This is a genomic window from Pseudarthrobacter sp. HLT1-3 (genome assembly GCF_059383535.1).
This window is the reverse complement of the sequence record NZ_JBWZCJ010000007.1, coordinates 83,512-96,553: the sequence shown is the minus strand read 5'-3', so window position 1 is coordinate 96,553 and position 13,042 is coordinate 83,512. Positions and strand designations below refer to the sequence as shown.

The following is a 13,042-nucleotide window of genomic DNA, read 5'->3' as shown; positions in this document are numbered from 1 at the left end:
CCCTCAAACGACTGAGCAGCACTCGTGAACACAGATCTCTTCCAGCCCAGCGCTTTCCCGCCCGCCCAGTCCAATGACGGCCTCCCGGAGGCCGAACCCCCGGCGCCGGACAACCGCTCCCTCGAGGAGCGAATCCTCGGCGGTCTCGACGCCGAACAGCGCGAAGTTGCCAGCACCCTGCAGGGGCCGATCTGCGTGCTTGCCGGCGCCGGTACCGGCAAGACCCGAGCCATCACCCACCGCATCGCCTATGGGGTGCACTCCGGCGTGTACAACCCGCAACGGCTGCTGGCCGTCACCTTCACGTCGCGGGCTGCGGCCGAAATGCGCAGCCGCCTGCGCGACCTCGGCGTTGGCAACGTCCAGGCCCGCACCTTCCACGCCGCCGCGCTGCGCCAGCTCCAGTACTTCTGGCCGATGGCCGTCGGGGGAGTCCTGCCCAACCTGCTGGACCACAAGGCCCAGATGATCGCCGAGGCGGCCCGGCGGCTGCGGCTCAGTACTGACCGCGCCTCGATCCGCGACCTGGCCTCCGAAATCGAATGGGCCAAGGTGTCCATGCTGACCCCGGCCAACTACCTCGAAAAGGCCCAGAACCGCGGCACCCCGGGCGGTTTCGACCTGACCGCTGTCGCCCGCGTCTTCCAGTCCTACGAGGACGTCAAGACCGACCGGAACGTGATCGACTTCGAGGACGTGCTGCTGATCACCGTCGGCATCCTTCAGGAGGACCCGAAGGTCGCCGCCACCGTCCGCGAGCAGTACCGCCACTTCGTCGTCGACGAGTACCAGGACGTTTCGCCGCTGCAGCAGCGGCTGCTGGAACTCTGGCTCGGCGGCCGCGATGAGCTCTGCGTCGTCGGTGACGCCAGCCAGACCATCTACTCGTTCACCGGCGCCTCGCCGAAGCACCTGCTCGGCTTCAAGGCCCAGTACCCCGACGCGACCGTGGTGAAGCTGATCCGCGACTACCGCTCCACCCCGCAGGTGGTGAGGCTCGCGAACGAGCTGCTGGCCGGCCGGCGCAGCGGGGGTCCCGTCGCTGACGCCGCCTGGGCTAAGCCGCTGCAACTTGTGGCGCAGCGTCCCGCCGGACCGGCGCCGCAGTTCACCGAATGCTCCGACGACGAGGCCGAAGCCGCCACCGTGGCAGTCAAGGTGCGCGGGCTCCTCGACGCCGGCACTCCGGCCAGCCAGATCGCCGTGCTGTTCCGCACCAACGGCCAGTCCGAGGCCTACGAACAGGCCCTGGCCTCGGCGGGGATCGGCTACCAGCTGCGCGGCGGGGAACGGTTCTTTGCCCGCAAGGAAGTCCGCGACGCCATCCTGCAGCTGCGGGCCGCCACCCGGGCCGTCGCCGAGGACGCCAGCCCCCAGCCGCTGGGGCAGGTGGTCCGCGACATCGTCGCCTCGCTGGGCTACACGGAAGCCGCACCGCACAGCGGCGGCGCGCTCCGGGAACGCTGGGAATCCCTCGCGGCGCTCGTCGCGCTTGCCGACGAACTCGCGATCAGCCGCGGCAGCCACTTCACCCTCTCGGACTTCGTCAACGAACTCCAGGAACGTTCTCTGGCCCAGCACGCTCCGACCGTCCAGGGCGTCACCCTCGCCTCGCTGCACGCCGCCAAGGGCCTGGAATGGGACGCCGTCTTCCTGGTCGGGCTCAGCGAGGGGCTAATGCCGATCTCGTTCGCCGACAGCCCCGAGTCCGTGGACGAGGAACGCCGGCTGCTGTACGTCGGAATCACCCGGGCCCGGGAGCACCTGTTCCTGTCCTGGTCCACGGCACGGACGCCGGGCGGGCGCGCCAACAGGAAGCCCTCACGCTTCCTGGACGGGCTGCGCCCCGACTCGGTGGCGAGCTCCTCGGTCCGCGGCAAAGGGGCGGCGCCGCGCCGTAAGGCTGCCGGGCCGGCCACCTGCCGGGTCTGCGGCACCATGCTCTCCTCCGGCGCCGAACGCAAGGTGGGCCGCTGCAACCAGTGCCCGCCCAGCTACGAGGAGCAGACCTTCGACGCGCTGCGGCAGTGGCGCAAGGACATAGCGCTGGAAGCCGACGTTCCCGCGTTTGTGGTCTTCACCGACGCCACCTTGACCGCCATCGCCGAAGCCCGGCCCGAATCCCTCGAACAGCTCGCCACCCTTCCCGGGGTGGGACCATCCAAACTGGAGAAGTACGGCGAAGCGGTGCTGGCAGTGCTGGTCGAAAGCACCACCCTCTGATGGCCGGCAATCCGGCATCACCGGCAGGAACCCCGCTGACCACTGCCGACGGCGCACCGGTGGAAGTGCGGCGCTCTGCCCGCCGCCGCCGGACCGTTGCCGCCTTCTGGGAAAACGGCACCGCCGTCGTCGCCATCCCTGCCTCCTTCAGCCGGGCCCAGGAACACGAGTGGGTGCACCGGATGCTCGAGAAGCTGCGGCGGCAGGGGGAAGGGGGCAGCCGGGGCGCCGGACGGCGCCGTCCGCGCAGCGACACCGCCCTGGCCGCCCACGCCAGCGAGCTTTCCGCAAAGTACTTCGGCGGCCGGGCGGTACCGTCCTCGGTCCGCTGGGTGGGGAACCAGAACTCCCGTTGGGGGTCCGCAACGCCGTCGGACGGGTCCATCCGGCTGTCGGACAAGCTTCAGCCCATGCCGCAGTGGGTGATCGACTATGTACTGCTCCACGAACTCGCGCACCTCCTCGTGGCCGGGCACAACGCCGCGTTCTGGCGGCTCCTCGAGGCCTACCCGGACACCGCCCGGGCCAAGGCCTTCCTTGAGGGCGTTTCCTTCGCGACCTCCCGCGGCATCACGCCGGACGGCGACGGCGATGACGTGGTCGGCGTCGACGGTGCGGACCCCGACTGAGCCGGTATCCCGGACTAAGACCCCCCCGCTGATGCCGGATCCGCGCACGGCTCCGAACAGCTACTCACGGCTCCAACCGGCATCCATGGCCGCCGGGACGGCGGCACGGAAAAGCCCCGGACGGATCCGATCATCCGGCCGGGGCTTTCCCATGATTCGCCTAAGTCGCTAGGACCTTGGGCTGTCGCCTTCTCCGGGAGTGCCCTGGTCAGTCCCGGCCCCGTCAGTGCCGTCCCCGTCCGTTCCCGCTTCGGCAGTCCCGGCGTCGCCAGAAATGGCATCGCCTTCCCCGCCGGGTTCCCCGGTGTCTTCCGCTGCCTGCGTCCCTTCCGGCTCGTCGAATCCGCCGCTCAGCAGCTTCTGCAGGGCGTCGTCAACCTCGGTGTCGCTGGCCTCGGCCAGCTTGCGGCGCTGGCTGAAACCCTTCGGGTCTTCCAGATCTTCGGCTGTGGGCAGCAGGTCAGGGTGCTGCCAGATCGCGTCACGGCCTTCGGTGCCGCGTTCGTCCTTGAGTGAGGCCCACAGTGCGGCGGCTTCCCGGAGCAGGCGCGGACGCAGCTCCAGTCCCACGAGGGAGGAGAAGGCGTGTTCTGCCGGTCCTCCGGTGGCGCGGCGGCGCCGTACCGTCTCACGAAGTGCCGCCGCCGAGGGCAGCATCTTTTCGGTGGCGGCCCAGCTCAGTTCATCGACCCAGCCTTCCACCAGCGCGAGGGCAGTCTCAAGCTTCTCCAGCGCCTGTTCCTGGGCAGGGGTGCGCTGGGGCATGAAGACACCCTGGGAAAGGGCCTCCTGGATGCCCTCCGGGTTGCCCGGATCCAGCTCGCGGGCGAGTTCCTCGATCTTCGAGGTGTCAATGTGGATGCCGCGGGCGTACGCTTCGATCGCGCCGAGGAGATGGCCGCGGAGCCAGGGAACCTGGACAAACAGCCGGGCGTGGGCGGCCTCCCGGACGGCCAGGAACAAACGGATATCGTTCTCCGGGAGACTGAGGCCTTCGCCGAACTTCGCCACGTTGGAGGGCAACAGCGCCATTTCAAGGTCGGCGAGGGGGACGCCGATGTCCGTCGAGCTGACCACCTCGGCCGACAGCGCACCGATGGCCTGGCCCAGCTGCATGCCGAAGATCGCGCCGCCCATGTTCTGAAGCATGGAGGACGCGCCGCCCATCATGGCCTTCATTTCCTCCGGCATCTGTTCGGTCATGGCGGTGGACAGCGCATTGGCGATGCTGTTGGCGACCGGCTCGGTCAATCGTTTCCAGGTGCCGAGCGTTTCCTCAACCCACTCGGCCCGGGACCAGGCCCGGCCGATCAGCCCGGTGGCCGGCAGGCCCGTGACCTGGTCAAGCCACAGTTCGGCGAGCCGCAGGGCCTCGTCGACCTCGCGCGACTGCTGCGCCGTGACGGACGGGTCGGAGCCGCTTGCCGCCACGCGCCGGGCGTTTTCATGCGCCAGCTGCCAGTTGACCGGGCCCTCCGAGGTGGCACTCATCATGGCCTGGACCTGGGAGAACATCTGGGCAAGGAGATTCGGATCGTCCGGAAGCCCTGCGGCCTTAGCCAGCTCCGCAGGGTCGATGTTCCCCATGCCCTTGCCGCCCATCAGGTTCTTCAGCATTTCTGCCAGCGGATCCTGGGGTTCCTCGTCGCCATTGGACGGATTAAGTGGGTTGGACGTCATGATCCCGCCGATCGTCGGTGTGGGTGCTTCTCACGTTCACGGTACCGCGCGGCCAGCGGGCTGTCTGCTGAAACCCCGCCACGTTCGCTGTCGGCAAAGAGCCCAGCCGGCAGCCGAGCGCGTAGTGTTGGAAACTGGAATATTTGCAGGCGGCAGCCGCGGCGGAGGCTGCGGACGCGGTGCGCTGATCAGGGGGTCCGCAGGGTCCCCGGCGCCGGCACGGAGAGGTCCTTCATTGACGATTACGCAGGGCGGGCAGCCCGCCAGCGAGCCGGCCGCCGGCCAGCTCCGGGGCCGCCGGGCGCTCCTCGCCGGACCGCGTTCCGGGGGGAAACGGGACAACCGGTCATCAGGGATGGTCGTGTCGGGGCTGCTGGCACTCGCGCTCGGGTTCACCGCCCTGAGCCTGCCGGTCCCGTACGTCGTGGAATCACCCGGTCCCACCTTCAACACGCTGGGCACTGACAACGGCAAACCGGTCATCAGCGTCACCGGCCATGAAACGTTCCCCGCGAAGGGCAGCCTGGACCTCACCACCGTCTACGTTGACGGCGGCCCGAACGGGCCGGTCACGGTCATGGAGGCGTTCTCAGCCTGGCTCGACGGGGCCAAAGCCGTCTACCCCGAGGAACTGATCTTCCCCACCGGGGTGACAAAGGAGCAGTCCCAGCAGGAGAGCGCGGTCGCGATGACGACCTCACAGGAGAACGCCGTGGCCGCTGCCCTCAAGGACCTGGGTATCCCGTTCGAGCAGAAGTTGCAGATCGCCGGTGTTCCGGAAGGCTCGGCGTCCACCGGAAAGCTCCAGGAAAACGACGTGCTCCTGACGGTCAACGGCAAGCCGGCGACCGCGCTGGGCGTCGTCCAGGACGAACTGGCGGCCGGCAAGGGCGCCCCGGTGGAGGTCGTTGCCGACCGCGACGGCGGCAACGTGGCCACGAGCATCACGCCGGCCAAGACCGAAACCGGGCGGTTCATTCTCGGGGTACTGCTGCAGTACCAGTTCAAGTTCCCCTTCGACGTCAAGATCTCCCTGGACCAGGTGGGCGGCCCGAGCGCAGGAATGATGTTTGCCCTGGGCATCATGGACACCGTCACCGCCGGCGACCTCACGGGCGGTGAGCACGTCGCCGGAACCGGGACCATCACCCCGGACGGCGCCGTGGGCCCGATCGGCGGCATCAGCCAAAAGATGCACGGCGCCCGGGCCGGCGGCGCCACGCTGTTCCTCGCCCCGGCCGCCAACTGCGACGACGTCGTCGGGCATATTCCGGACGGATTGCAGGTGGTTCGGGTCGAGAAGCTGGCCGATGCACGGCAGGCCGTGGAACTGGCCGCGTCAGGGGCCGACACATCGGGCCTTCCGGCTTGCTCCAGCCACTAGACTGGCCGCGGAACTAAGATCCGCCGCCACTCGTGGCACCTATGACGGCTTCGCCGCCCAGCTGGGGTGAGGCCGAGAGTCGCTTCACGGCAGCAACTTCGAGTTCCGGCCAGGAAGCGCCGCACTGACAACTAAAAACCAGTTACTGTCGACCAGCTATGAGGTACCGAGTTTGTCCCGTCCAGCCAGCCCAGTCCCGCCCGGAAGACCCCAGCAACGACGAGGCGCACTGACGCCGACGTTGATTGTTGTCGCCTTGATCGTGGTCGGCTTCATCTTCTTCGCAAATGTCTGGACGGACGTCCTCTGGTACCAGCAGCTGGGCTTCTTCGAAGTCTTCCTGACCGAGAACCTGGCACGGATCGCCATCTTCCTGATCGGCTTTGCGCTGATGTTTACGGCCGTCTTCTTCGCCATCAGGATCGCCTACCACGCCCGCCCGGTCTACGCGCCGGACTCGGACATCCGGGACAACCTTAACCGCTACCAGGTCCAGCTGGAACCGGTCCGCCGCGTCGTCATGATCGGCCTGCCCATCCTCTTCGGGCTGTTCGCCGGAAGCGCCGCGGCCAGCCAGTGGCAGAAGGTACTCCTGTTCCTCAACCAGGAATCCTTCGGCCAGCAAGATCCGCAGTTCAATCTGGACATCAGCTTCTACCTGATGACCCTGCCGTTCCTGGGCTTCGTTACCGGATTCCTGATCAGCGTCGTCATCGTCGCCGGCATCGCGGGCATCCTGACCCATTACCTGTACGGCAGCATCCGGATCATGGAGCGCGGCATCTTCACCAGCCGCGCAGCGCAGATTCATCTCGCCGTGTCCGGTGCCGCTTTCCTGTTGCTGCTGGCCGTCAACTTCTGGCTGGACCGCTACTCCTCCGTGCAGAACAGCGGCGGCCGCTGGGCCGGTGCGCTGTACACGGACGTCAACGCCGTCATCCCCACCAAATCCATCCTGGCCGTGGCTGCGGCCCTTGTCGCGGTGCTGTTCATTGTCGCTGCCGTGATCGGCAAGTGGCGGCTGCCTGTCATCGGGACCGCCATGCTGGTCATCACCTCGATCCTGGCGGGCGGCGTCTACCCCTGGGTGATCCAGCAGTTCCAGGTCCGTCCTTCCGAGCAGACACTGGAGAAGAAGTACATCGAGCGAAACATCGCCATGACCCGCTCGGCGTACGGTCTGGATAAAATCCAGGAGACCCGGTACAACGCCACAACGAACGCCACCACCGGCGCCCTGGCTCCCGATGCGCAGACCACCGCCAACATCCGGCTGCTGGATCCGAACCTGATCTCGGACGCGTTTTCCCAGCTCGAGCAGTACCGGCCGTACTACCAGTTCCCCAGCGCTTTGAACGTGGACCGCTACGAGATTGACGGCAAGATCCAGGACACTGTCATCGCCGTCCGCGAGCTCAACCCGGACGGGCTGAGCGCCAACCAACAGTCCTGGCTGAACCGCCACGTCGTCTACACCCACGGCTACGGCGTCGTCGCCGCTAAGGGCAACAAGTTCACCGTCGACGGCAAACCCGATTTCCTGCAGTCCGGAATCCCGTCCACCGGCGTGCTCGGCAATGATTCGACTTACCAGCCACGGGTCTACTTCGGCGAGAACTCGCCGGACTACTCGATCGTCGGAGCCCCTGAGGGCGCGGTCAACCGTGAGCAGGACCGGCCCGCCGCCAAGGAAGGCGACGGCGAAACGCAGTACACCTTCACCGGCGACGGCGGCCCGAACGTGGGCAGCTTCTTCAACAAGGTCCTCTACGCCATCAAGTTCCAGTCCTCGGACCTGCTGCTCTCTGACGGTGTAAACCCCGAATCCCAGGTCCTCTACGACCGCAATCCCCGGGAACGCGTCGAAAAGGTTGCCCCGTACCTTACCGTGGACGGCAACGCGTACCCCGCCGTCGTCGACGGTCGGGTGAAGTGGATCGTGGACGGCTACACCACCAGCCAGTACTACCCCTACTCCCAGCAGGAGCAGCTCTCCGAGGCCACGGCAGACTCGCAGACCACCGCAGGGCGGACGGCCACCCTGCCGAACACCTCCGTCAACTACATCCGGAACTCGGTCAAAGCCACCGTGGATGCCTACGACGGGAAGGTGACGCTCTACGCGTGGGACGACCAGGACCCGATACTGAAGGCCTGGCAGAACATCTTCCCGTCTTCGCTGAAGCCGTTCTCGGAGATGTCCGGGGCGGTCATGAGCCACGTGCGCTACCCGGAAGACCTGTTCAAGGTCCAGCGGGAACTCCTGGGCCGGTACCACGTCACCCAGGCGGACAACTTCTACACCAACAATGACGCCTGGAGCGTCCCGAACGACCCGACCGTCCAGGACGACGTCAAGCAGCCGCCGTACTACATGTCGCTGAAGATGCCCGACCAGGACAAGCCGGCCTTCCAGCTGACGTCTTCCTTTATTCCGCAGGTAGTCAACGGAAACGCCCGCAACGTGCTGTACGGCTTCCTGGCCGCGGACTCCGATGCGGGAAACGAGAAGGGCGTGAAGGCCGAGAGCTACGGCCAGCTCAGACTCCTGCAGATCCCGCCGGAAGCCAACGTCCCCGGCCCCGGCCAGGCGCAGAACAAGTTCAACTCTGACCCCACTGTGTCGCAGGCGCTGAACCTGCTGCGCCAGGGTGCTTCGGCGGTCCTCAACGGCAACCTGCTGACGCTTCCGGTCGGTGGGGGCATGGTCTACGTGCAGCCCGTCTACCTCCGGTCCACCGGTGAGACGTCCTACCCCACACTGCAGCGGGTCCTCGTGGCGTTCGGCGATAAGATCGGATTCGCACCGACCCTGGACGAGGCCCTGAACCAGCTGTTCGGTGGTGAGTCGGGAGCCAGTGCCGGCGACTCCGCCAACAACGGCCAGACGCCGGCAACACCGGGCACGCCGGCCGCTCCGGGCGGCACCGACGCGAAGGCAGAGCTGAAGGCGGCCCTGGAGGAAGCCAACGCTGCTATCAAGGCCGGCCAGGAGGCCCTCGCGAAGGGCGACTTCGCCGCGTACGGCGAGCAGCAGAAGAAGCTCTCCGCGGCCCTGCAGCGTGCGATCGATGCGGAAGCCAGGATCGCCGCGACACCGGCATCGTCGGACACCCCGACGCCCGGGGCCACGACGCCGGCGCCGGGGGCCACCACCCCGGCGGCAACCCCGGCGCCCACGCCGAGCAGTTGACGCCCGGCCTGTCCCTGCGGGTCTAACAGATGCACGGCCGAAGGCCGGGTACGCCGCTCACTGGAGCGCGTGCCCGGCCTTTCCCGTGGATCCCGCAGCCGGCTGTGTGCGCGCCCGGCGGCGCCGGGAGACCCACATCACGCCCCCTCGATTTGGCCCCAAGTTCACCGGCAGGTAGAGTTGATCTTGCGACGCGGGGTGGAGCAGTTCGGTAGCTCGCTGGGCTCATAACCCAGAGGTCACAGGTTCAAATCCTGTCCCCGCAACTGAAGAGAAGGTCCGGAACACTGGAAGCAGTGGTCCGGACCTTCTGCTTTAAGCCGGTGACTTCATCCGGCGGAAGAACTCGGGCCGGCGATGCGTGTTGGGACCGCGGTCGGGACGACGGTGGTTCGGACGGTCCCGAAAGTAGGGTAGTGTTGATCAAGCGACGCGGGGTGGAGCAGTTCGGTAGCTCGCTGGGCTCATAACCCAGAGGTCACAGGTTCAAATCCTGTCCCCGCAACTGAAGAAGAAAAGAAAGGCCCGGATTTGATGATCCGGGCCTTTCTTTTGCTTTGGATCAGGGCGGGTCTTAAGCCCAGATGTACTCTTCGGCGATCGCTCCGTCGCGCCACTTCGCGACCGTGACCATGCGGCTGCCATCCTCAAACTCGCCGATGACGCAGGTCCAGTCACCGGATCCGAACGCGATCGGGTGGGGCGTGATCGGGGGCGGAGTGCCTCCGACAGAATCGACGTAGGCCTTCATCGAGGCAATGTGCTCCTCGACCCCGCGCGTCGGTTCCTGTCCCTTCCAGTCCACAAGAACGTCATCAGTGTGATGATGGGCAAAGACACCGTCCCAGTCGGCCTTGTTCCAACCGTCGAAGTCGAGATCATCCATCCCCTTGAGGTTGCGGTCAACATGCTCGTCCTGCATGGCTTCCTCCTTCTCGAAAGCGCGTCGATAATGGTGTCTGACCGCGCTGCCGTGCCAACCTTGAGCCTGACCAGATCAGCGTAGGGGAGCGGTCAATGACGAACAATAGCCCAGGGCTTCCACGGCCGGGGTCCGCAACCCGGCCCTATCGGTTCGTTCCACGAACGCAAGCGGCCGCTGTGTCACTCAGGCCGGCCGACGACCACCTGAGCGGGACTGTGGACGATATAGCCGTTCAACCAGGAAAACAGTGCGCGGACCTTCTGCTGGAATCCGGACAGGAGGGCGAGGTGCACCAGGAGCCAGGACACGAAAGCCAGCGGCCCCTGCAGCTGGATGCGCTTGCGCCCGATCTCCGCAACCGCGGCGCCCCGGCCGATCATCGCCATGTAGCCCTTGTCGACGTATTCGAAGGGCCGCCGGTTACCGCCGGTGAGGTCGGCGTAGATGTTGTGGGCCGCCCACTTGCCGGCCTGCTGCGCGACGGAGCCCAGTTGCGGCAGTTTGGCCCCCGTCGAATCGGTCATGTTGGCCGCGTCGCCGAGGACGTAGATGCCCCCGTGATCCGGTGCGGTCAGGTCCGGACGGACATCGATGCGCCCTCCCCGGCCCTGGGTCAGGCCGGAACCGGCAATCATCTCTCCGGCTTTCAGTCCTCCGGCCCACACCACGACCCGGCTGGGAATGGCGGTCCCGTCGGCAAGGGTCACGCCGTCAGCGCGGACCTCCGTAACACCGGATCCCAGGTGCAGCCGGACCCCGATCTTGGTCAGGCGTTTCCTGGTGTATTCCTGCGACTTTGCCGAAAACGCATTCAGGACGACCGGGACCATGTCCACCAAGTGGACGCGGCACCGCGCCGCGAGCTCCGGCGAAAAGAACTTGGGCACCACGAACTTGACGTTTTCCGCCATGGCGCCGGCGGTCTCCACTCCTGTCGGGCCGCCGCCGATGACGACCACGTCCACGGAGCCGCCGGACTCCCGATCGGCCTGGTCCAGCAGCTGGGTCAGCCGGGCACCCAGCCGCGTGGCGTCGGTGACCGAATACAGCGGGAAAGCATGTTCCTCCGCGCCCGGCGTATTGAAGAAGTTCGGCACGGCGCCTGCCGCCAGGACGAGGATCTGCGCCGTGAACGTTTCGCCCTCGACCGTCGTGACGGTGCGGCTGGCCGCATCGACGGAGGCCACCTCCGCAGTGAGCACTCTCACCTTCTTGAGGCGGCGGAAAACGGACCGAAGGGGCCTGGCAATGGCCGATACCCCGATCTGCGACGTCGCGACCTGGTAAAGGAGCGGCTGGAACTGGTGGTAGTTGTTGGAATCGATGAGCAGCACCTGGACGCCCTTGCGGCCGAGTTCCTTGGCAGCCGTCATGCCGGCGAACCCGGCCCCGACCACGATGACCTGATATTTGTCCTCCATCCGAGCAACCTACCCCACCTGAAGTTGGTGCAACAGGGGTGGGGCGGCACCGGACACCGGCCTAGCCGTCCTTGAGCCGCTGGTAGGTCTCCAGCGCCCGTGCGCGGGACTCCGGCAGCCCGACGATCGGGTCCGGGTAGCCGGCGGACGGGCCGCCAGCTTTCCACGGTTCGTGGATCGCTTTGTCGTCCAGCCCGGCGAGCTCCGGGAGGTATTCACGGAGATAGCGGGCGCCGGCGTCGAACTTTTTGCTCTGGGTGACGGGGTTGAAGATCCGGAAATACGGCGAGGCGTCGGCGCCGGATCCTGCCACCCACTGCCAGTTCGCCGGGTTGCTCGCGGCGTCGGCGTCCACCAGGGTGTCCCAGAACCAGGCCTCGCCGAGCCTCCAGTCGGCCAGCAGGTTTTTTACCAGGAAACTCGCGGCAGCCATCCGGACGCGGTTGTGCATCCAGCCGGTCTGCCACAGCTGGCGCATTCCGGCATCGACGAGCGGATAGCCGGTGCGGCCCTGCTGCCAGGCCTCGAGTTCGGCGTCGGAGGGTGTCTGCCAGGCGAAGCGGTCGAACTCTGGCCGGTAGTTCCGCGTGGCCAGTTCCGGGTTTTCGTAAAGCAGCTGCCAGCAGAACTCCCGCCAGCCGAGTTCGGAACGGAAGATCCCGACGTCGGCCGGGGCGTTGTGCGGAAAGCGTTCGCGCAACGCGTGCCAGACCCGGAACGGGCTGATTTCGCCGAACCGCAGGTGTGCGGAGAGCCGGCTGGTCCCCTCGGTGCCCGGGATGTCCCGGCCGGTGCCGTAGTCCGCTGCGGGGCCGTCGAGGAAGTCCTCAAGGCGCTGGTGGGCCCCGGTTTCGCCGGGTTGCCAGGCGGCGGCGAGGCCGGCGCTCCAGTCCGGTTTGCCGGGGAGTAGCTCCCAGCTGTCGAGGGTGTCCCCGGCCGGGAGCGTGCCCGCCGCGTCCAAGGCGGGGGCCGGGAGGCGCTCCGGGGCGTCCAGCGGGTGCCGGGGCTCGTTACCGTCGAGGCAGGCCCGCCAGAAAGGCGTGAAGACCTTGTACGGGCCGCCCGCCCCGGTCCGCACCGTCCACGGCTCGAACATCAGGTTCGCCTGGAAGCTGGTGGCGGTGAGACCGCGTTCCGCGGCCCAGTCCTTGATGCCGGCGTCCACGCCGCGTTCGGGTCCGCCGTAGCGGCGGTTCCACAGCAGCGCCGAGGCCCCGGTTTCGAGGGCGAGGTCGCGGATAATGTCCGCGGCCGGGCCGCGGCGCAGCAGCAAACGTGATCCCGAGGCCGCCAGCCCGGCGGCAAGGTCCGTCAGTGAGTGGTGCAGCCACCACTTCACGGCGCCGCCGAGGGGCCGCACACCCGGGGAGACCTCGTCCAGGACATAGACGACGGTGAGCGGCTGACCCAGCGAAGCCGCTTCGCTCAAGGCCGGGTTGTCGTCCAGCCGGAGATCATCGCGGAGCCAGACGAGGGTCGAAGACAGGGTTCCGGAAGGCATGGATCCACGGTACACGCGGAGCCGGGACAACGAAGGCCGGGCCCGCTGACCGTCCGTGGACGGTCCGGGCCCGGCCTCGTCGGCCC

Annotated in this window: 8 protein-coding genes and 2 tRNA genes; 6 read left to right on the top strand and 4 right to left on the bottom strand. The window is 67.2% G+C overall.

Features of this window, described 5'->3' with window-relative positions:
• Positions 1–132 precede the first annotated feature (132 nt).
• Together AC50X9_RS08270 and AC50X9_RS08265 are read left to right on the top strand one after the other, a co-directional pair.
• Positions 133–2,223: an ATP-dependent DNA helicase UvrD2 gene (locus AC50X9_RS08270; RefSeq protein ID WP_494892486.1), complete on the top strand. Its 2,091-nt coding sequence runs from the start codon at positions 133–135 to the stop codon at positions 2,221–2,223.
• Complete coding sequence (locus tag AC50X9_RS08265; protein ID WP_494892289.1) at positions 2,223–2,852, top strand: M48 metallopeptidase family protein; 630 nt, start codon at positions 2,223–2,225, stop codon at positions 2,850–2,852. Before AC50X9_RS08270 ends, AC50X9_RS08265 begins: the two co-directional genes overlap by 1 nt.
• A 168-nt stretch (positions 2,853–3,020) precedes the next feature.
• Here AC50X9_RS08265 and AC50X9_RS08260 read toward each other — a convergent pair whose 3' ends face one another.
• Complete coding sequence (locus tag AC50X9_RS08260) at positions 3,021–4,532, bottom strand: zinc-dependent metalloprotease (protein WP_494892287.1); 1,512 nt, start codon at positions 4,530–4,532, stop codon at positions 3,021–3,023.
• Positions 4,533–4,767: 235 nt separating this feature from the next.
• Here AC50X9_RS08260 and AC50X9_RS08255 point away from each other — a divergent pair, with 235 nt between their 5' ends.
• From AC50X9_RS08255 to AC50X9_RS08240, 4 genes are all read left to right on the top strand, one after another.
• On the top strand, positions 4,768–5,916 hold the full coding sequence (locus AC50X9_RS08255; RefSeq protein ID WP_494892285.1) for a YlbL family protein: 1,149 nt from the start codon (positions 4,768–4,770) through the stop codon (positions 5,914–5,916).
• A 172-nt stretch (positions 5,917–6,088) separates the two neighbouring features.
• Positions 6,089–9,109: a UPF0182 family membrane protein gene (locus tag AC50X9_RS08250; RefSeq protein WP_494892283.1), complete on the top strand. Its 3,021-nt coding sequence runs from the start codon at positions 6,089–6,091 to the stop codon at positions 9,107–9,109.
• 192 nt (positions 9,110–9,301) lie between these two features.
• Positions 9,302–9,375, top strand: a tRNA-Met gene (locus tag AC50X9_RS08245).
• A gap of 165 nt (positions 9,376–9,540) precedes the next feature.
• Positions 9,541–9,614: transfer RNA gene (locus AC50X9_RS08240), tRNA-Met, on the top strand.
• Positions 9,615–9,683: 69 nt separating this feature from the next.
• On the opposite strand, the gene AC50X9_RS08235 is transcribed toward AC50X9_RS08240, so the two are convergent.
• From AC50X9_RS08235 to AC50X9_RS08225, 3 genes are all read right to left on the bottom strand, one after another.
• Positions 9,684–10,031: a hypothetical protein gene (locus tag AC50X9_RS08235; RefSeq protein ID WP_494892281.1), complete on the bottom strand. Its 348-nt coding sequence runs from the start codon at positions 10,029–10,031 to the stop codon at positions 9,684–9,686.
• 182 nt (positions 10,032–10,213) lie between these two features.
• Entirely contained in the window at positions 10,214–11,455 is a 1,242-nt protein-coding gene (locus AC50X9_RS08230; protein ID WP_494892279.1) for an NAD(P)/FAD-dependent oxidoreductase, read from the bottom strand.
• Positions 11,456–11,516: 61 nt separating this feature from the next.
• Positions 11,517–12,956 carry a cryptochrome/photolyase family protein gene (locus AC50X9_RS08225; protein ID WP_494892277.1) on the bottom strand — a complete coding sequence of 480 codons (1,440 nt, stop codon included), beginning with the start codon at positions 12,954–12,956 and terminating at the stop codon, positions 11,517–11,519.
• Between the last annotated feature and the right edge of the window lie 86 nt (positions 12,957–13,042).